The organism is Achromobacter pulmonis, from assembly GCF_902859765.1.
Lineage (GTDB): Bacteria > Pseudomonadota > Gammaproteobacteria > Burkholderiales > Burkholderiaceae_B > Achromobacter > Achromobacter pulmonis.
In genome coordinates this window covers 32,185-51,752 of sequence record NZ_CADIJV010000030.1, presented here as the reverse complement: position 1 = coordinate 51,752, position 19,568 = coordinate 32,185, and the positions used below count along the sequence as shown (strand labels likewise).

Here is a 19,568-nt window from a genome sequence, read left to right as displayed (position 1 = left end):
CTGCCGCAACGGTATCAGTCGGCCTGATACACGTACGGCCTTTGCGGCACGCGGGCCGCGCGGAAGCCTTCCAGCAGTTCCGGGTCCTGCGGCTTGTCCCAGAGACGGGCGCGGCCTTCGCGCTGGCGCTCTTCGGTGCCAGGATGCGACTGCTTGTAGTCTTTCAGGAACTGGGTGATCTCGGATTCGTAGTTGGTTGCCATGGCACCAATTTCAGTGGGTTTCGGATACCCGGAGTTTACTGCACGCCGGCCCGGGGCCCGGCGTTACAATCTTCCGGGTCCCACCGCCCGCCTCCGCCATGTCCGCCGAATCCGCAGCCGCAGCCAATCCCGCTCCTCCTTCAACCCCGGACGCGGTACGCGCGGCGCGCATGATTCCCTTCATCGTCGGCTGCGCGCTATTCATGCAGATGCTGGACGCCACCGTGGTCGCCACCGCCCTGCCGGCCATGGCGCGGGCCCTGGGATCGACCCCGGTGCGGCTGAACGTCGCCATCACCGCCTACCTGCTGTCGGTGGCCGTGTTCGTGCCGGTCAGCGGCTGGGCCGCCGACCGCTACGGCGCGCGCCGCGTCTTCATCGCCGCCATCGGCCTGTTCACCCTGAGTTCCGTGGCCTGCGCCCTGTCGCAGGACCTGCCACAGCTGGTCATCGCCCGGGTGGTGCAGGGCATGGCCGGCGCCATGATGGTGCCGGTCGGCCGCATCATCCTGCTGCGCACCGTGCCCAAGCAGGACCTGCTCAAGGCCATGTCGTTCCTGTCGATCCCGGCGCTGCTGGGGCCGGTGATCGGGCCGCCGCTGGGCGGCTTCATGGTCACGTACATGTCGTGGCACTGGATCTTCCTGATCAACATCCCCATCGGCGTGCTCGGCATCGTGCTGGTGCTGCGCTACGTGGCGGAAATCAAGGAAGCCGCCGCGCCGCGCCTGGACTGGATCGGTTTCCTGCTCAGCGCGGTGTGCCTGGCGACCCTGGTCAGCGGCTTCGAGGCCATCGGCCGCGACGTCATGCCGCTGCCGCTGCTGCTGGGCCTGATCGCCGTGGGCATCGCCTGTGGCCTGCTCTATGGCCGGCATGCGCGCCGCACCGAGCATCCCATCATCGACCTGGCGCTGATGCGCATTCCGACCTTCGCCATCTCGACGCTCGGCGGCAACCTGTGCCGCTTCGCCGTGGGCGCCACGCCCTTCCTGCTGGCCATGCTGCTGCAAGTGGGCTTCGGCCTGTCGCCGTTCTCGGCCGGCCTGATCACCTTCGCCAGCGCCGCCGGCGCGCTGCTGATGAAATTCGTCGCCACGCCCATCGTCAGGCACTTCGGCTTTCGCCGCGTGCTGACCGTGAACGCGGTGCTGACCGGCGCCTTCATCGTGATCTGCGCCACCTTCACGCCCACCACCCCGGTCTGGCTGATGATCGCCATCCTGCTGGTGGGCGGTTTCTTTCGCTCGCTGCAGTTCACCGGCGTAAATACGCTAACCTATGCCGACATCCCCTCGGCCAGAATGAGCCGCGCCAGCAGCTTCGCCGCCATGGCGCAGCAACTGGGCATCAGCCTGGGCGTGGGCGTGGCGGCGGTGACGCTGAACATCAGCATGACCCTGCGCGGGGCCGACACGCTGGCGGTGGGCGACGTGATCGCCGGCTTCATCGTCATCGGCCTGCTGTGCGCGGCCTCGGTCTTTTCCTTTAGACGCCTCGACCCGCTGGCCGGGGCACACCTGAACGGCGCCAAAAACAGTGACGACGAATGAATTTATCCTGGCCCTGGACCAGGGCACGACCAGCTCCCGCGCCATCGTGTTCGACCGCGACGGCGTGGTGCGCGGCATCGGCCAACGTGAATTCCGCCAGCACTACCCGCGGCCGGGCTGGGTCGAACACGACCCCGGCGAGATCTGGCACAGCCAGCTCGACGTGGCGCGCGAGGCCTTGCGCAATGCCGCCGCCAGCGCCGCCGACGTGGCCGCCATCGGTATCACCAACCAGCGCGAAACCACTCTGATCTGGGACCGCGCCAGCGGCCGCCCGCTGGCCCGCGCCATCGTCTGGCAGGACCGCCGCACCGCCCCCATGTGCGACCAGTTGCGCCAGGACGGCCACGCCGATTTCCTGCAATCGCGCACCGGGCTGGTACTGGACGCCTACTTCTCCGGCACCAAGCTGGCCTGGCTGCTGGATCATGTGCCGGGCGCGCGCCAGAAGGCCGAGCGCGGCGAACTGGCCTTCGGCACCGTCGACACCTGGCTGATCTGGCAACTGACCGGCGGCGCGGTGCACAGCACCGACCCCAGCAACGCCTCGCGCACCATGCTGTTCGACCTGCACACGCAGGACTGGAACGACGAGATCCTGGCGCTGCTGAAGATTCCGCGCAGCGTGCTGCCGTCGATCGCCGCCAGCAGCGCGGTGGTGGGCGAAGCCCTGCCCGAATGGCTGGGCGGCTCGATCCCCATCGCCGGCGTGGCCGGCGACCAGCAGGCCGCCACCTTCGGCCAGGCCTGCTTCAAACCCGGCATGGCCAAGAACACCTATGGCACCGGCTGCTTCATGCTGATGAACGTGGGCGACAAGCCGGTGCAGTCGCGCAACCACCTGCTGTCGACCGTCGGCTGGGGCCTGCCGGTGGCGGGCCAGGACGGCTGGCGCCCGGCCTACATGCTGGAAGGCGGCGTGTTCGTGGCCGGCGCCGCGGTGCAATGGCTGCGCGATGGCCTGGGCATCATCCAGCGCTCCGAGGAAATCGAATCGCTGGCCGCCAGCGTGGCCGACACCGACGACGTGTTCATGGTGCCGGCCTTCGCCGGCCTGGGCGCGCCGCACTGGGATCCCTACGCCCGCGGCACGCTGGTGGGCCTGACGCGCGGCACCACCCGCGCCCACATCGCCCGCGCCACGCTCGAATCGATTGCGCTGCAAAGCGCCGAACTGCTGAGCTGCATGAATGGCGACAGCGGCATCGCCCTGACCGAGCTGCGGGTGGACGGCGGCGCGGCCCGCAACGATCTGCTGATGCAGATGCAGGCCGACCTGCTGGGCGTGCCGGTGGTGCGGCCGCGGGTGGCCGAATCGACCGCGCTGGGCGCGGCCGGACTGGCGGGCCTGGCGGTCGGCTTCTGGTCCAGCCAGGACGAATTCGCCTCCAAGTGGCAGGCCGAGCGCACCTTCGAGCCGGCCTGGCCGGAATCGGTGCGCCAGGCCCGCATGCAGCGCTGGCGCCAGGCGGTGGAATTGTCCAAGGGCTGGGCCAACTCCGCCAGGTAAATGGCCGCCATCCGGCGCGCCACCGAGGCGCGCCGGCCGGCCACTCAGGGCCGCCGCGCCCGCGCCTGCATCGCCCGCAACGCCATGCGGTAACCGGCGAACACATAGAACGCATTGCTGTTCATCAGCAGCCAGGCACCCGCGCCGCCCAACAGCGCCACCACCGGCCCGACCGCCCGCATATCGCCCTGCGACCAGGCGACCAGGCCCAGCACGCCCGCCGCCGCCAGCACCAGCGCCGTGCGCTTGAGCAGCACCAGGCCCAGGCTGTGGCCGCTCATGAAGGCCACCACGCCGATCGCCAGCACCAATGCCGTCACGGCGCAGGCCAACACCAGCGCGAAGGCGGCCAGCGCCGGCCCCGCCGGGCGCAGCAACAGGCTCAACAGGCCGATGCCCACGCCGATGCCGCCCACCATCGTCAGTACCGCCAGCGCCAGCGGCGACCACAGGCCCGGCGGCGCGGCGCGCGCATCCATCGCGGCGACGAAGCGGTGCATGGCCGCGGACGCTTCCGGCGCGCTCGCCTGGCCGCCATCCTGGCGCAGCGCCGCCTCCAGCCGCCGGCATTGCGCGATCAGCGCATTCAGCCCGGGGCCGGACGGCGCCATCACAGCCTCGTCACGCCCGGGGCGTGTTCGGCCACCGTCTTGCGCAGAGCGGCCATGGCCTCCTGCACGGCGGTCGGCCGGAACGCGTCCTCGCGCCAGTACATGGCCACCGAGCCGAAGCCCGACAACCGCACCGGGATGATGCGCATCGCCTTCATCTGCGCGAAGCGCAGCGCGGCGCGGTGCGAGGCCACCCCGATCATGTCGCTGTTGTTGATCAAGGTGAGGTTGATGGTGACCGAATTGGACTCGACGTGGTCGGCCGGCGGCGCCTGCCCGGCCGAGGCCAGCGCGGCGTCGACCGCGTTGCGGATCGGCGTGCCCTTGGGCCACAGGATCCAGCGGTACGACAGCAGATCCGGCCAGCCCGGCTGCTCCAGCGCGAACAGCGGATGGCGCGGCCGCGCCACCAGGTGGATCGGCTCCAGGTACAGCGCTTCGAAGCGGATGGCCGGATCATGGTACTCGGGCGCCGAGCGGCCCACCACGATGTCCAGGTCGCCCTGCGCCAGTTGCGCCAGCAGGCGGTCGGTGGTGCCCTCCACCAGTTTCACACGCGCCTGCGGCATGCGTTCGAGCAGCTTCATCACCGCCAGCGGCACGGTGTCCGACGCCGACGCGCCCGAGGCGCCGATCACCACCCGGCCGCCGCCGCCCTCGCGCAAGGCGGCCATGTCGGCGCTGGCGCGGTCCAGCTGCGCCTCGACCCGCTGCGCGTGCGCGATCAGCACGTCGCCATGCGGCGTCGGCCGCAGGCCGCGCGCATGGCGCTCGAACAGCGGCAGGCCAATGTCGTCTTCCAGATCCTTCAGCCATTTCGACAGCCCCGGCTGGGTCGTGTTGAGCATGGCGGCCGAATGGCTGATGTTGCGGGTCTGGGCCAGGCTGAGCAGCATTTTCAGGTTGCGCAGCCGCAACCGGTGAGTCCAGTCCATGGAGCCCCCCTTGTCTCTTATCCATATTGTTATTGGTATGGATAATAAGATAATTTCATTTCAAAACACATAGCTCGTTCCGCATAATCGCCTCCATATCAGGTCCCGCCGCGCCCGCCGCGACGGGGCGACAGAAGCCGGCGCCGACGCCGGCCCCAGGAGACAACCATGCCCGACGGCCACCCCCTCGGCGCGGATCGCGCCGCCTATTACGCGCGCATCGCCCAGAAGCACATGGCCCCCTTGTGGGAATCGCTGCACAACCTGGTGCCGCGCCAGCCCGCGCCGCGCTGCGTGCCGGCCATCTGGAAATACGATGAGGTGCGCGATGACGTGCTGGCCTCCGGCTCGCTCATCAGCGCCGAGGAAGCCGTGCGGCGCGTGCTGATCCTGGAGAACCCCGGCCTGCCCGGCCAGGCCAGCATCACGCAGAGCCTGTATGCCGGCCTGCAGTTGATCCTGCCCGGCGAGATCGCGCCCAGCCACCGCCACACCCAATCGGCGCTACGCTTCATCGTCGAGGGCAGCGGCGCCTATACCGCCGTCAACGGCGAGCGCACCACCATGCATCCGGGCGACTTCATCATCACGCCGTCCTGGACCTGGCACGACCACGGCAACGCCGAGACCGTCGAAGGCGGCGAACCGGTGGTCTGGCTCGACGGCCTGGACATTCCCCTGCTGCGTTTCCTGGACGCCGGCTTCGCCGAGAACTATCCGTCCGCCACCCAGCCGGTCACGCGCCCGGAAGGCGACAGCATGGCGCGCTACGGCCACAACATGGCGCCAGTGCGCCACCGCGCCGCCAGCGGCACCTCGCCGATCTTCAACTACCCCTACGAGCGCAGCCGCGAGGCGCTGGACGCGCTCTACCGCCACGGCGAACTGGACCCCTGGGACGGCGTCAAGCTGCGCTACCTGAACCCGGCCACGGGCGGCTACCCCATGCCCACCATGGCCACCTTCATGCAGTTGCTGCCGGCCGGCTTCCAGGGCAAGGCCTATCGCAGCACCGACTCCACCGTCTACAGCGTGGTGGAAGGCCGCGGCATCGCCCGCATCGGTGACGCCGAATTCCATTTCGGCCCGCGCGACGTGTTCGTCGCGCCGTCGTGGCAGCCGGTGCAGCTGGCGGCGCTGGAAGACGCCACGCTGTTCAGCTATTCCGACCGCCCGGTGCAGGACGCACTGGGCCTGTGGCGCGAAGAACGCATCGCCTGACGCCGGCGGGCCGCCGCGCCTGCCTTCCCCTTTTCGTTCCGCCTTCAAAGGTTGATTCATGTCTTACGTGTTTGCTCCCGCCGACCCTGTCGCCGTGCCCGTCGCCGGCAGCCAGGACCGCTTTCCCGTGCGCCGCGTCTATTGCGTCGGCCGCAACTACGCCGCCCACGCCCGCGAAATGGGCTTCGATCCCGACCGCGAGCCGCCGTTCTTCTTCTGCAAGCCGGCCGACGCCGTGGTGCCGGTGGCCGAGGGCAGCACGCTTTCGCTGCCCTACCCGCCCGAAACCGCCAACCTGCACTATGAGATCGAGCTGGTCGCGGCCATCGGCAAAGGCGGCGCCAATATCGCGGTCGAGTCCGCGCTGGAACACGTGTGGGGCTATGCCGTCGGCCTGGACATGACGCGCCGCGACCTGCAGATGAAGATGCGCGAGGCCGGCCGTCCCTGGGAGCTGGGCAAGGCCTTCGACCAGAGCGCGCCGATCGGCCCGCTGTTGCCCGCGGCGCAGGCGGGCGATATCCATCATGCCGGCATCTGGCTGCAGGTCAACGGCGCCGACAAGCAACGAAGCGACATCGGCAAGCTGATCTGGTCCGTCGCCGAGACCATCGCCTACCTGTCCAAGTACTTCCGCCTGGAAGCCGGCGACCTGATCTATACCGGCACGCCCGACGGCGTGGGCCCGGTGGTACGCGGCGACACGATGCTGGGCGGGGTGGACGGCCTTGGCACGCTCAGCGTGAAAATGGAGTGACCATGGCGCACAACCCCGATGTGATCATCGTCGGCGCGGGCGTCGGCGGCCTGGTGCTGGCCCTGAGCCTGCACCAGGCGGGCATCGCCTGCCGCGTGTACGAAGCCGTGCGCGAAATCCGGCCGCTTGGCGTGGGCATCAACCTGCTGCCCCACGCCACCCGCGAACTGGACGAGCTGGGGTTGCTGCCCGCGCTGGACGCCATCGCCGTGCGCACCCGCGAGTCGGTGTTCTATACGCGCCACGGCCAGTTCATCTACAGCGAGCCGGCCGGCATCGATGCCGGCTACGACTGGCCGCAATATTCCATCCACCGGGGCGACCTGCAGATGACGCTGCTGGCCGCCGTGCGGCAACGCCTGGGCGATGACAGCGTGGTGGTCAACGCCCGCTGCTGCGGCGTGACGCAGGATGCCGACAGTGTCACCGCCCGCTTCCAGGACAACGACGGCAATGCGCTGCCGGCGGTACGCGGCCGCATCGCGGTGGGCTGCGATGGCATCCATTCCGTGCTGCGCAAGCAGCTCTATCCGCAGGAAGGCGCGCCGCGCTATTCGGGCGTGAACATGTGGCGCGGCACCACCCGCTGCAAGCCGTTCCTGTCCGGCGCCAGTATGGTGCGGGCCGGCTGGCTGTCGACCGGCAAGATGGTCATCTACCCCATCCGCGACAACATCGACGCCGACGGCAACCAGTTGGTGAACTGGGTGGCCGAGATCGAAGCCGCCGAACCCGCGGTGCGCGACTGGAACCGAGGCGGCCGGCTGGAGGACTTCTTCCCCGCCTTCGCCGACTGGCATTTCGATTGGCTGGACGTCGCGCGCCTGATCGCGGACGCGGATTCGATCCTGGAGTATCCGATGGTGGACCAGGACCCGTTGCCCACCTGGACCCAAGGACGCATGACCCTGCTGGGCGACGCCGCCCATCCCATGGTGCCGCGCGGTTCCAATGGTGCGGGACAGGCCGTGATCGACGCCCGTTACCTGACCGGCCAGCTCAAGCGCCTGGGCCTCACGCCCGAGGCGTTGCAGCAATACGACCGGGTTCGGGTCGAGGCCACGACGCGCGTGGTGTTGACCAACCGCAGCAATCCGCCCGATGCCATCCTGCGTGAGGTACATGAACGCTCGGGCGACAAGCCGTATGCGCGGATCGACGACGTGATCAGGCGCGAGGAACTGGAAGAAATCTCGCGGCGCTACAAGCAGGTGGCGGGTTTCGACCCGGCCGCCTTGAAGCGGCGCGCGTCCTTCGTGTAGCCCAGGAGCAGCACGCGGACGCGGCCCCCAAAGGCCGCGCCGCCATATCCACCAAGCCGGCGCATGACCGGCGACCCGACAGGAGACAAACCATGTTCAAGTTCGCACGCGGCCTGATGGCGGCGGCCCTGGCCTTCACGGCCGCCGCCAGCCACGCGGCCTGGCCTGAGCGCCCCGTCACGCTGGTGGTGCCGTTCACGCCGGGCACCGGCATCGACCTGATCGCGCGGCAATTGGCGGCCTCGCTGCCGCGCACGCTGGGCCAACCCGTGGTTGTGGAGAACCTGGCGGGGGCCAGCGGCAACATCGGCAGCGAAAAAGTCGCGCGCGCCGCGCCCGACGGCTATACCTTCCTGGTGACGGTAAACACCTTCGTCATGAATAGCAGCCTGTACAAAGGCAAGCTGCGCTTCGATCCGCAGCAGGATTTCGTCCCGGTCGGCCTGACGTCCTGGGGCTCGCTGCTGCTGATCACGCACCCGTCCAATCCCGCCCGTACCGTGCAGGACGTGGTCCGCGCGGCCGCCGCCGCGCCGGGAAAGCTCAGCTACGGCACGCCGGGCGTGGGCACGCCGCACCATCTGTCCATGGCCCTGTTCCTGGACCGTACCGGCACCTCCATGCTGCATGTGCCCTACAAGGGCACCGCCGGCGCCGTCACCGACATGCTGGGCGGACGCCTGGACTACATGTTCCTGCCGGTGCACGTGGCGCTGCCGCAGGTCAAGGCCGGCAAGCTGAAGGTAATCGCCACCGGCAGCCCCAAGCGCCTGCCGCAGCTGCCCGACACGCCCACGCTGACCGAGGCCGGCCTGCAAGGCGCGGACGTGGACATGTGGTACGGCGTGCTGGCGCCCAAGGGTACGCCCGCCGCTATCGTCGACCGCATGAACCAGCAGATCAACGCCATCCTCAAAACGCCGGCCACCGCTGCCGCGTTCGACGCGCAAGGCATGGTGCCCGCAACCTCCACCCCCGCGGAATTCGGCGCGCTGATCGCCAAGGATGCCAAGCGCTGGAACGACATCGTCACGCGCACCGGCATCACGGCCGAATGACGCGGCCGCCAACTTCGCCCACCGCAACCGACCCCAACCGCAACAACCTATGCAACTGCACAGCTTCTTCAACAGCTCCACCTCGTACCGCGTGCGCATCGCGCTGGCGCTCAAGGGCCTGCCCTTCGACATCGTGCCGGTCAACCTGCGCAAGCAGGAGCAGCGCGCCGCCGGCTACGTGGCGCAGAACCCGTCGGCCGGCGTGCCGCTGCTGACGGACGGCGATTTCCAGCTGACGCAATCGCTCGCCATCATCGACTACCTGGACGCCACGCATCCCGAGCCGCGCCTGATTCCGGCCGCGCCGCGCCCACGCGCCCGGGTGCTGGAATTGGCCAATGCCATTGCCTGCGACATCCACCCGGTCAACAACATGCGCATCCTGCGCTACCTGCAGGAAGCACTGGGCGCCACCGATGCGCAGAAGAACGCCTGGTACCACCATTGGATCCGCGAGGGCCTGACCGCGGTCGAGGCCCTGCTGGCGCGCCACGGCCAAGGCCCCTATTGCTGCGGCGACGCGCCGACGCTGGCCGACTGCTGCCTGGTGCCGCAGGTGGCCAACGCTCAGCGCATGGGCTGCGACCTGTCCGGCTACCCGCGCCTGGTCGGCGTCTATGAACACTGCCTCGCGCAGCCCGCCTTCCAGCAGGCCGCGCCCGCCAACCAACCGGACTACATCAAGTGACTTCGCAAGCTTCTCCGGGCCAGGAGCCCGACACCCAGGGTGCGCCGCTGCGCGAGTACACCGATCCGGCCTACCGTCCGCTGTGCGCCAACCTGGCCGAGGTGCGCGCCAACATCGACCGCCTGGACGATGAGATCGTGCGCCTGATGGCCGAGCGCGCCATGTACGTCAAGGACGCCGCGCGCTTCAAGCGCGACGCCTTCCAGGTCAGCGCGCCGGCGCGCCAGGCCGAGGTCTTCGAGAAAGTGCGGCGCCTGGCCGAGCGTCACAACCCGGGCTTCGAGAACCTGGACCAGGTGGTGGACGCGGCCTACCGCGCCATGGTGGCGGCCTTCATCGCCAACGAACAGACCTACTTCAACAATATGAAAATCGCGGGAGACAAACATGCATAAATCCTCAACCCTGGCGCGGACGCGCGCTGTCGCAGCGCGCGCGCTGGCGCTGGGACTGATCACGCTGGCGCCATTGGGCGCGGCGCAGGCCGCCGACGCCTGGCCGTCGCAGCCGCTCAAGGCGCTGGTGCCGTTCGGGCCTGGTTCCAGCCCCGACCAGGTCGCGCGCATCGTCGGCGAGAAGGCCGGCGCCATTCTCGGCCAGACCGTCGTGGTGGAAAACAAGCCGGGCGCCAGCGGCAACATCGGCACCTTCGCCATCGCCAACGCCAAGCCCGACGGCTACACCTTCGGCGTATCGATCACCGGTCCGCTGGTGAACAACACGCTGCTGTTCGACAAGCTGCCGTATGCCCCCGCCACCGACCTGTCGCCGCTGACGCTGGCGGTGCACCAGCCCAACGTGCTGGTGGTACCGGCCAGCGCCGGCATCAGCACTATCGGCCAGTTGCTCGATGCGCTCAAGAAGAACCCCGACAAGTACAACTTCCCTTCCCCCGGGGCTGGCACCGTCTCGCACCTGGCGGTGGAGCTGATGCTGCAGCAGATCGGCGCGCGCGCCACGCATGTGCCCTATCCCTCGTCGCCGGCCGCGCTGACATCGCTGCTGTCGGGCGACACGCAGTTCGCCGCGCTGCCGCCGATCGCGGTCATGAGCATGGTCAAGGACGGCCGCCTGAAGGCGCTGGCCGTGACCTCGTCCAAGCGCTCCGCGCTGCTGCCCGAGATTCCCACGCTGGCTGAAGTGGGCGTGCCCGGCATCGAGGGCTCGGCCTGGATCGGGTTCGTGATCTCGTCCAAGGTGCCCGCCGACATCCAGAAGAAGCTGTCGGACGCGCTGATCCAGGCGATCCGCGACCCCGAGGTGACCAAGCGCCTGCAGGCGCAGTTCATGGACCCGGTGGGCAGCACGCCGGCGGAGTTCCGCGCCTACATGGACGATGAGCTCAAGCGCTGGAAGCCGCTCATCACCAAGCTCGGCATCAAGGGGCAGTGACCCGCCGGTACATGGGACCGGTAATAGGGGCTGGCGATAGGGGCTTCCGCAAAGGCGCCGCCGCCGGCCCGGCAATTCGCAACACATGACGCAGTCAAGCAGGACAAGCAAGGAGACAGGCATGACCCTCACCGAAGCCGCCCGCCAGGTACCGCTTTACGGCGACTACGACGTCGTCGTGCTGGGCGGCGGCCCCGCCGGCATCCTGGCCGCCGCCAGCGCTGCCCGCAACGGCGCCAGCGTGCTGCTGGTGGAACGCTATGGCTTTCTCGGCGGCATGGGCACGGCGGCAGGCGTCTCCAACTTCTGCGGGCTGCACGCGAACGTGCGCGGCGCCATCCGCCAGGTCGTGCACGGCATGACCGATGAACTGCTCGACCGCATGCGCGCGCTGGACGGGCTGAACGACCCGCACCTGATCCTGGGCAAGATCCACGCCCAGGCCTATGACATCTCGGCCTTCAAGTGCGCGGCCGACGGTATGGTGCAGGACAGCGGCGCGCACATCCTGTTCCACGCGCTGGCCACGGGGGTGGCGCGCGATGCCGCCGGCAATGTCGATGCGCTGTTCCTGGAAACCAAGTCGGGCCGCCGCGCCGTGCGCGGCAAGGTCTTCATCGACTGCTCGGGCGATGCCGACATCGCGCAATGGGGCGGCCTGCCGTTCGAGAAAGGCGATGCCCACGGCCACATGCTCTACCCCACGCTGATGTTCAAGGTCGGCAACGTCGACGGCGCCCGCGCCCAGGAAGCCTGGAAGACCATCCCGCAACTGATGGACCAGGCCGCCGCCAGCGGCGAATTCACCTTTCCGCGGCGCGGCGCCATCGTGCGGCCGCAAAAGCATGACTACGAATGGCGCGTCAACGTGACGCAACTGGCCAACACCGATGGCAGCGCGGCCGACGGCACCGACGCCGCCTCGCTCTCGGCCGGCGAGCTGGAAGGCCGCCGCCAGATCACGGAATACCTGAAGTTCCTGCGCGCCAAGGTGCCGGGCTTCGAAAACGCCTATGTGCTGGACATCGCGCCGCAGCTGGGCATCCGCGAAACCCGCCGCATCGTCGGCGAGGCCATGCTCACCAAGGAAGACGTGCTGGGCTGCGCCGATTTCGAAGACAGCATCGGCGTCAATGGCTGGCCGCTGGAAATGCACACCGCCGGCGATGTGCAATGGCTGTGGCCGCCGATTCCCGAATCGCGCGGCTACAACCAGTTGCCGTTCCGCATGATGGTGCCGCGCCGCGGCCCGGGCATCGCCACCAACGTGCTGGTGGCCGGGCGCTGCGCCTCGATGACCCACGAGGGCCAGTCGGCCGCGCGCGTCAGCGGCAGCTGCTTCGTCATGGGCGAGGCCGCCGGCACCGCGGCCGCCATGGCGCTGCGCGACGGCCACGCCCCCGCCGACGTGCCGATGGCGGCGCTGCAGGCGCAGTTGCAACGGCAAGGCGCCTTCCTCGGCCACCAGGAATGAACCCGCAAGGAACCCGGTAATGAACGCAACCCCCGCAAAGAACCCGCCCCAATCCGTCATCGTCGTGGGCGGCGGCATCGGCGGCCTGGCCGCGGCGCTGGCGCTGACGCGCCAGGGCATCGCGGTGCAACTGCTGGAACAGGCCGCGCACATCGGCGAAATCGGCGCCGGCATCCAGCTCGGCCCCAATGCCTTCGCCGCGCTCGACGCACTGGGCGTGGGCGCCACGGCGCGCCAGCGCGCGGTGTTCACCGACCACATCATCATGATGGACGCGGTCGACGCGCGCGAAGTGGTGCGCATCGACACCGGCGCCGCCTTCCGCGAGCGCTTCGGCGGCCCCTATGCCGTGATCCACCGCGCCGACATCCACCTGTCGATTCTGGAAGCCGTGCAGCAGAACCCGCTGATCCGCTTTCGCACCTCGACCCAGATCGCCGCGGTCTCACAGGACGGCAGGCGCGTCGAGGTCACCGACACCGACGGCAACCGCTACCAGGCCGACGCCGTGGTCGGCGCCGACGGCGTCAAGTCGGTGATCCGCGAGCACCTGATCGGCGACCCGCCGCGCGTGACCGGTCACGTGGTCTACCGCGCCGTGGTCGAGCGCGACAACATGCCCGAGGAACTGCGCATCAACGCGCCGGTGCTGTGGGCCGGCCCGCACTGCCACCTGGTGCATTACCCGTTGCGCGGCGGCCAGCAATACAACCTGGTGGTGACCTTCCACAGCCGCGAACAGGAACAGTGGGGCGTGCGCGAAGGCAGCAAGGAGGAAGTGCTGTCGTACTTCCAGGGCATCCACCCGCGCCCGCACCAGATGCTGGACCGCCCCACGTCCTGGAAGCGCTGGGCCACCGCCGACCGCGAGCCGGTCGAGCAATGGGGCCAGGGCCGCGTCACGATCCTGGGCGATGCCGCCCACCCCATGACCCAATACATGGCCCAGGGCGCCTGCATGGCGCTGGAAGACGCGGTGACGCTGGGCGAGGCCGTTCAGCGCTGCGATCACGACCTGCAGGCCGCCTTCCGCCTGTACGAATCGGTGCGCATCCCGCGCAGCGCGCGCGTGGTCTGGTCGACGCGCGAGATGGGCCGCCTCTATCACGCGCGGGGCGTCGAACGCACCGTGCGCAACACGCTGTGGACCGGCCGCGGCCAGTCCCAGTTCTACGACGCGTTGCAGTGGCTCTACGGCTGGAAGGTGGAGAACTGTCTCGCGGGCCCCATCCAGCCATAGAAAAAACAGGCACAGGAGGAGACAACCATGACGACACGCATCACCCGCGGCGGCGCCGCGCTGCTGCTGGCATTGGCCGCCGGCGGCGTCCAGGCGCAGCAGAAACCCGTGGACATCGGTTTCATCGGCACGCTGTCCACGCCCGCCGGCTACATCGGCGAGGACGAGCGCGATGCCTTCATGCTGGCGGTCAAGGAAGGCGGCGGCAAGCTCGGCGGCGTGCCGGTCAACGTGCGGGTGGAAGACGACGCGCTCAAGCCGGCCAACGCCAAGCAGATCGCCGACAAGATGGTGCAGGGCGGCGTACGCCTGTTCACGGGCGTCAATTTCTCCAACGTCATGGCGGCCGTCGGGCCGACGGTGCTCAATGCCGGCGGCTTCTATGTCAGCCTGAACGCCGGCCCCTCGAACTATGCCGGCAAGGCCTGCAACCCGAACTACTTCGCGGTGGCGTTCCAGAACGACTCATACGCCGACACCGCCGGCATGGCCGCCAATGAACTGGGCGCCAAGCGCGTCGTGGTCATGGCGCCCAACTACCAGGCCGGACGCGATGCGGTCGCCGGTTTCAAGCGCACCTACAAGGGCGAGATCGCCGAAGAGATCTACACCAAACTCGATCAGGCCGATTTCTCGGTAGAACTGGCGCGCATCCGCTCGCTCGCCCCCGACGCCATCTTCCAGTTCCACCCGGGCGGCGCCGGTATCAACCTGACCAAGCAGTACGCCAACTCCGGCCTGGCCGACAAGATCAGGATGATCACGCCGATCTACTCGATGGACGAACGCATGCTGGCCGCCACCGGCAGCGCCGGCAAGGGCTTCTATCTGAGTTCGCTGTGGAGCGCGGACCTGGACAACGCGCAGAACAAGCATTTCGTCGAGGCCTTCACCAAGGCCTACAACCGCGCGCCGACCGCCTACGCGGCGCAGGCCTACGACACCGCCAACCTGATCGGCTCGGCCCTCAAGGCCGTGGACGGCGACGTTACCGGCAAGGCCGATGCGTTCCGCGAGGCGCTGCGGCGCGCCGATTTCCCCAGCGTGCGCGGCAAGTTCCGGTTCGGTCCCAATCAGCATCCGGTGCAGGACTGGTACCTGTTGCATATCGAGGCCGGCCCCGACGGCAAGCTGGTCTACAGGAACCTGAAGGTCATCGCCCGCGATCACACCGACGTGCACGCGGCCGACTGCAAGATGTAGCGGCGCTGGCGCGTTCCCGCGGGAACGCGCCAGGCGTCCGCCGTCAGTTCAGGCTGGCGCCGGAGATCTTGACGATCTCCTGGTACTTGGCCTTTTCGTTCTTGACGAATTCGGCGAAGGCTTCGGGCGTCATCGGCGCCGCTTCCGAACCCATCAGCAGCAGGCGCTGCTTGACGTCGGGCTGCTGCATGGCCTGAGCATAGGCCTTGTTCAGCTTGGCCACCACCGGCGCCGGCGTGCCGCCGGTCGTGAACACGCCGAACCAGGTGCCCAGGTCGAAGCCCTTGATGCCCGACTCTTCCACCGTGGGCACGTCGGCCAGCAGCGACGAGCGCTTGGCGGTGGTCACGGCCAGCGCCTTGACCTTGCCGTCCTTGATCAGCGGCGCCGCGGCCGCCAGGTTGTCGAACATGAAGTCCGACTGGCCCGACAGCAGCGCCAGCTGCGCCGGCGCCGCGCCCTGGTAGGGGATGTGCTCGACGTTGATGCCGGCGCGCGCCTTGAGCAGTTCGCCGGACAGGTGGCCGGCGCTGCCGTTGCCGCCCGAACCGTAGTTCAGCTTGCCCGGATTCTTCTTGGCGTAGTCGATCAGGTCGGCCAGCGTCTCGATCTTGTTTTTCTTGGCGAAATCGAGGTTCATGACCAGCACGTTCGGCACCGCGGCCACGATGGTGACCGGCGCGAAGTCCTTGATCGGGTCATACGGCAGATTGGCGAACAGCCAGGGGTTGATGGCATGGGTCGCCACGGCGCCCATCACCAGCGTGTAACCATCGGCCGGGGCCTTGGCCACCAGGTCGGCGCCGATGTTGCCGCCGGCGCCGGAGCGGTTTTCCACCACCACTGGTTGGCCGAGCGAGCCGCGCACCTTCTCGGCCAGCATGCGGGCCATGGTGTCGAGCGGGCCGCCGGGCGGGTATGGCACCACGAAGCGCAACGGCTTGGTGGGGAAGTCGGTGTTCTGGGCCAGCGCGGGCGCGCCCAGGGTCAGCGTGGCGGCCAGGGCCGCGGCGCCGCCCAGCAAGATGCGGCGCACGGCGCTGCGGGGGGTCGGTTTCATTTCGTTTGCTCCTCTCTGTGCATCGATGGCGGTGGGTAGCATACCGCAGCGGGGTAAACGGCGTAACAAAGGGATACCACGGAAAGCGGCCGTTGTTCGGCTGACCGGCATACCGGCGCGGCCCCCCGGCGGGGTGCCCGCGACAAATCCAGGCGTATCAGTAAAAACCCCCGGAGGTTGGATCTTCGTCCAACTTCCGGGGGTCGGTTCAGGCAAGGCGTCGACCGTGGCCAGGCGCAGGCCGGCGCCGCCGCCCGCTCAATGCAGGATCTGGCTCAGGAACAGCTTGGTGCGCTCGTTCTGCGGATTGTCGAAGAACTCGTCCGGGCTGTTCTGCTCGATGATCTCGCCGCGGTCCATGAAGATGACGCGGTTGGCGACCTTGCGCGCGAAACCCATTTCGTGGGTCACGCACAGCATCGTCATGCCGCTTTCCTGGGCCAGGTTGACCATCACGTCCAGCACTTCCTTGACCATTTCCGGGTCGAGCGCCGAGGTCGGCTCATCGAACAGCATGATCTTGGGGCTCATGCACAGCGAACGGGCGATCGCCACGCGCTGCTGCTGGCCGCCCGACAGTTGGCCGGGGAATTTCTTGGCCTGATCCGGAATGCGCACGCGCTCCAGGTACTCCATGGCCGTGGCCTCGGCCTCAGCGCGCGGCTTTTTCAGCACCCACATCGGGCCCAGCGTCAGGTTCTCCAGCACCGTCAGGTGCGGGAACAGGTTGAAGTGCTGGAACACCATGCCGACGTCCTTGCGGATGGTCTCGATGTGCTTGAGGTCGTTGGTGAGCTCCGTGCCGTCCACGATGATGTGGCCTTGCTGGTGCTCTTCGAGCCGGTTGATGCAGCGGATCATGGTGGACTTGCCCGAGCCGGACGGCCCGCACACCACGATGCGCTCACCCGGCGCCACGTCCAGGTTGATGTTGCGCAGCACGTGGAACTGGCCGTACCACTTGTTCACGTCCTGCAGTCGAATGATGGCATCAGACATGCCTGTACTCCCGTAAATATCGCGTTGCGGGTCCGCCCGGGGCGGACCCGCGGCAAGGTTCTAGCGTGCGTGGCCCGTGGCCAGGCGTTTTTCCAGCGCCTGACTGTATTTGGACATGGAGAAGCAGAAGACGAAGTAGATCAGCGAGATGAACAGATACGCCTCCACCCCGAATCCGCGCCATGCCGCGTCGGACAGGGCCGCCTTGGCCGCCAGCGTCAGGTCGAAGATGCCGATGATCACCACCAGCGAGGTGTCTTTGAACAGCGCGATGAAGATGCTCACCAGCGGCGGGATCACGATCTTGAGCGCCTGCGGCAGGATGATCTTGCGCATCTGCTGCCAGTAGTTCAGGCCGAGCGAATCGGCGCCTTCGTACTGGCCCTTCGGGATCGCCTGCAGGCCGCCGCGCACCGTTTCGGCGATGTACGCGGCCGCGAACATGATGATCGCGATCTGCGCGCGCAGCAGCTTGTCGATCGAGAAGCCCTCGGGCAGGAACAGCGGCAGCATCACCGACGACATGAACAGCAGGCTGATCAGCGGCACGCCGCGGATCAGCTCGATGTACACGACGCACAGCGCCTTGATGGCCGGCATCTTCGAGCGCCGGCCCAGCGCCAGCAGCACGCCGATCGGGAAAGCGAAGGCGATGCCGAACGTCGACAGGATCAGCGTCAGCGGCAGGCCGCCCCAGCGCGCGTTCTCCACGTAGGTCAGGCCCAGCACGCCGCCCCACATCAGAATCGCCACGGCGACCAGGCCGAAGGTCCAGATGATGGCGAGCTTCCAATTCCAGAAGCGGCGGATGCCGCTGCACACGATCACCGCGACCAGGATGATGGTCGCGATCAGCGGCCGCCATTGCTCGTCGTAGGGATAGGTGCCGAACAGGATCAGCCGGTGCTTCTCGATGATGAAGGCCCAGCAGGCGCCCCCCACCGAGGCGCGGCATTCCTGCGCATTGGTGGCGGTGTAATTGGCCTTGATGAAGGCCCATTCGAACAGCGCCGGCAGCGCCATCAGCAGGAACCACGCCAACAGCACCGTGATCAGGATGTTGAGCGGCGAGGAGAACAGGCGCGAGCGCAGCCACGCCCAGGCGCCTACGTGGGTCTTGGGCGGCGGCAGCCCTTCGCTGGGGGTATGCGTAGTGCTGCTCATATCAACGCTCCACCAGCGCGATGCGCTTGTTGTACCAGTTCATGAAGATCGAGATCGACAGGCTGACCGTGAGATACGCGCCCATGATGATGAGAATGCCCTCGATGGCCTGCCCGGTCTGGTTCAGCGTGGTGTTGACCACCGACACGATGTCCGGATAGCCAATGGCCACGGCCAGCGAGCTGTTCTTGGTGAGGTTGAGGAACTGGCTGGTCATCGGCGGGATGATCACGCGCAGCGCCTGCGGCAGCACCACCAGGCGCAGCACCTGCTTGCGGCGCAGGCCCAGCGCGCCAGCGGCTTCCCATTGGCCGGTATTGACCGCCTGGATGCCCGAGCGCACCACTTCGGCAATGAACGCCGAGGTGTAGATCACCAGGCCCGCCAGCAGCGCGGCGAACTCCGGCGAGAGGGTCAGGCCGCCGGCGAAGTTGAAGCCCTTGAGCACCGGCATATCCAGGGTCAGCGACGCGCCGCTGACCAGCCACCCCAGCACCGGCAGGCCGATGATCAGGCCAAGCGCAACGCGCCCCAGCGGAAACACCTGGCCGGTGGCTTCCTGGCGCTTTTTGCCCCAGTGTCCCAGGAACAGGATGGCGACGATCGCCAGGCCCAGGCCGCCCAGTATCCAGTCCAGCGAATAGCCTTCCAGGCCCGGCACTTTCAGGCCCCGGTTGGAAATGAACACGCCCGGCAGCGGGTTTTGCGCCTGGCGCGGGCCCGGCATGTTCTCGGTGATCAGCGCGTACCAGAAGAACAGCTGCAGCAGCAGCGGCACGTTGCGCATCACTTCGACATAGACCGAACAGATCTTGGCCACGAGCCAGTTCTTGGACAGGCGGCCAACGCCGATCAGGGTGCCGAAGATCGTCGCCAGCACGATACCGAGCACGGCAACGCGCAGGGTATTGAGCAGCCCCACCAGAATGGCGCGCCCGTAGGTGTCGGCGGGAGAGTAGGCGATGGGCGTCTCGCCAATGGCGAAACCGGCCTCGCGGTCAAGAAAATCAAAGCCCGTGGCGATATTGCGCACGGACAGGTTGTGCAGCGTGTTTGAAACCAGGAACCATACCGCGGCCGCGACGGCGGCCAGTGCGATCACTTGGTAGACCACGGCGCGCACGCCGGGATCGTTCCAGTTCAGACGCCGGGGAGGTGCCGAAATCGGGGCGTTTTTATTTGGCGTTGTCATTGGATGAATCTACAGAAGTCGGACACCGGGCGGCCGGGGCCTTGCG

The 19,568-nt window shown here is 68.0% G+C and carries 19 protein-coding genes; 12 read left to right on the top strand and 7 right to left on the bottom strand.

From position 1 onward, the window contains the following. Positions 1-14: 14 nt before the first annotated feature. Positions 15-203, bottom strand: coding sequence for a DUF3460 family protein (locus HV701_RS21260; RefSeq protein WP_175134992.1), 189 nt, complete (start codon positions 201-203; stop codon positions 15-17). Between the two features lie 98 nt (positions 204-301). On the opposite strand from HV701_RS21260, the gene HV701_RS21255 reads away from it, so the two are divergent. Both HV701_RS21255 and glpK read left to right on the top strand, forming a co-directional pair. Next, positions 302-1,756, top strand: coding sequence for a DHA2 family efflux MFS transporter permease subunit (locus HV701_RS21255; RefSeq protein WP_175134991.1), 1,455 nt, complete (start codon positions 302-304; stop codon positions 1,754-1,756). Continuing rightward, positions 1,743-3,266: a glycerol kinase GlpK gene (glpK, locus tag HV701_RS21250; RefSeq protein WP_175134990.1), complete on the top strand. Its 1,524-nt coding sequence runs from the start codon at positions 1,743-1,745 to the stop codon at positions 3,264-3,266. The genes HV701_RS21255 and glpK overlap by 14 nt, the downstream gene beginning before the upstream one ends. Before the next feature lie 44 nt (positions 3,267-3,310). Here glpK and HV701_RS21245 read toward each other — a convergent pair whose 3' ends face one another. Together HV701_RS21245 and HV701_RS21240 are read right to left on the bottom strand one after the other, a co-directional pair. Continuing rightward, positions 3,311-3,877: a hypothetical protein gene (locus HV701_RS21245; protein WP_175134989.1), complete on the bottom strand. Its 567-nt coding sequence runs from the start codon at positions 3,875-3,877 to the stop codon at positions 3,311-3,313. Further along, the gene (locus tag HV701_RS21240) at positions 3,877-4,812 is read right to left on the bottom strand and encodes a LysR substrate-binding domain-containing protein (RefSeq protein WP_175134988.1); all 936 of its coding nucleotides are present in this window, start codon (positions 4,810-4,812) and stop codon (positions 3,877-3,879) included. The genes HV701_RS21245 and HV701_RS21240 overlap by 1 nt, the downstream gene beginning before the upstream one ends. Positions 4,813-4,980: 168 nt before the next feature. Between HV701_RS21240 and gtdA the strand changes: the two genes are divergently transcribed. From gtdA to HV701_RS21190, 10 genes are all read left to right on the top strand, one after another. Beyond that, on the top strand, positions 4,981-6,033 hold the full coding sequence (gene gtdA, locus HV701_RS21235; protein WP_175134987.1) for a gentisate 1,2-dioxygenase: 1,053 nt from the start codon (positions 4,981-4,983) through the stop codon (positions 6,031-6,033). Between the two features lie 58 nt (positions 6,034-6,091). Further along, a complete protein-coding gene (locus HV701_RS21230) occupies positions 6,092-6,790 on the top strand; it encodes a fumarylacetoacetate hydrolase family protein (RefSeq protein ID WP_175134986.1) in 699 nt (232 codons plus the stop codon). 2 nt (positions 6,791-6,792) lie between these two features. Continuing rightward, positions 6,793-8,052, top strand: coding sequence for a flavin-dependent oxidoreductase (locus HV701_RS21225; protein WP_175134985.1), 1,260 nt, complete (start codon positions 6,793-6,795; stop codon positions 8,050-8,052). Between the two features lie 92 nt (positions 8,053-8,144). Then, entirely contained in the window at positions 8,145-9,110 is a 966-nt protein-coding gene (locus HV701_RS21220; RefSeq protein ID WP_175134984.1) for a tripartite tricarboxylate transporter substrate binding protein, read from the top strand. Positions 9,111-9,159: 49 nt separating this feature from the next. Then, positions 9,160-9,798 (top strand): maleylacetoacetate isomerase, encoded by a 639-nt coding sequence (gene maiA / locus HV701_RS21215; protein WP_175134983.1) that lies wholly within the window; start codon positions 9,160-9,162, stop codon positions 9,796-9,798. Next, the gene (locus HV701_RS21210; protein WP_076408546.1) at positions 9,795-10,193 is read left to right on the top strand and encodes a chorismate mutase; all 399 of its coding nucleotides are present in this window, start codon (positions 9,795-9,797) and stop codon (positions 10,191-10,193) included. The genes maiA and HV701_RS21210 overlap by 4 nt, the downstream gene beginning before the upstream one ends. After that, positions 10,186-11,190, top strand: a complete 1,005-nt coding sequence (locus HV701_RS21205; protein ID WP_175134982.1) for a Bug family tripartite tricarboxylate transporter substrate binding protein — start codon at positions 10,186-10,188, stop codon at positions 11,188-11,190. The genes HV701_RS21210 and HV701_RS21205 overlap by 8 nt, the downstream gene beginning before the upstream one ends. 121 nt (positions 11,191-11,311) lie before the next feature. Further along, a complete protein-coding gene (locus HV701_RS21200; RefSeq protein ID WP_175134981.1) occupies positions 11,312-12,664 on the top strand; it encodes an FAD-dependent oxidoreductase in 1,353 nt (450 codons plus the stop codon). 19 nt (positions 12,665-12,683) lie between these two features. Beyond that, the gene (locus HV701_RS21195) at positions 12,684-13,904 is read left to right on the top strand and encodes a 3-hydroxybenzoate 6-monooxygenase (protein WP_175134980.1); all 1,221 of its coding nucleotides are present in this window, start codon (positions 12,684-12,686) and stop codon (positions 13,902-13,904) included. Between the two features lie 27 nt (positions 13,905-13,931). Continuing rightward, the gene (locus tag HV701_RS21190; RefSeq protein WP_175134979.1) at positions 13,932-15,107 is read left to right on the top strand and encodes an ABC transporter substrate-binding protein; all 1,176 of its coding nucleotides are present in this window, start codon (positions 13,932-13,934) and stop codon (positions 15,105-15,107) included. Positions 15,108-15,150: 43 nt separating this feature from the next. On the opposite strand, the gene HV701_RS21185 is transcribed toward HV701_RS21190, so the two are convergent. From HV701_RS21185 to HV701_RS21170, 4 genes are all read right to left on the bottom strand, one after another. After that, positions 15,151-16,167 carry a Bug family tripartite tricarboxylate transporter substrate binding protein gene (locus tag HV701_RS21185; protein WP_175134978.1) on the bottom strand — a complete coding sequence of 339 codons (1,017 nt, stop codon included), beginning with the start codon at positions 16,165-16,167 and terminating at the stop codon, positions 15,151-15,153. 258 nt (positions 16,168-16,425) lie between these two features. Then, positions 16,426-17,166 (bottom strand): amino acid ABC transporter ATP-binding protein, encoded by a 741-nt coding sequence (locus HV701_RS21180; protein WP_175134977.1) that lies wholly within the window; start codon positions 17,164-17,166, stop codon positions 16,426-16,428. Between the two features lie 60 nt (positions 17,167-17,226). Then, positions 17,227-18,330: an amino acid ABC transporter permease gene (locus HV701_RS21175; protein ID WP_175134976.1), complete on the bottom strand. Its 1,104-nt coding sequence runs from the start codon at positions 18,328-18,330 to the stop codon at positions 17,227-17,229. Position 18,331: 1 nt separating this feature from the next. After that, positions 18,332-19,522 carry an amino acid ABC transporter permease gene (locus tag HV701_RS21170; protein WP_175134975.1) on the bottom strand — a complete coding sequence of 397 codons (1,191 nt, stop codon included), beginning with the start codon at positions 19,520-19,522 and terminating at the stop codon, positions 18,332-18,334. Positions 19,523-19,568 lie beyond the last annotated feature (46 nt).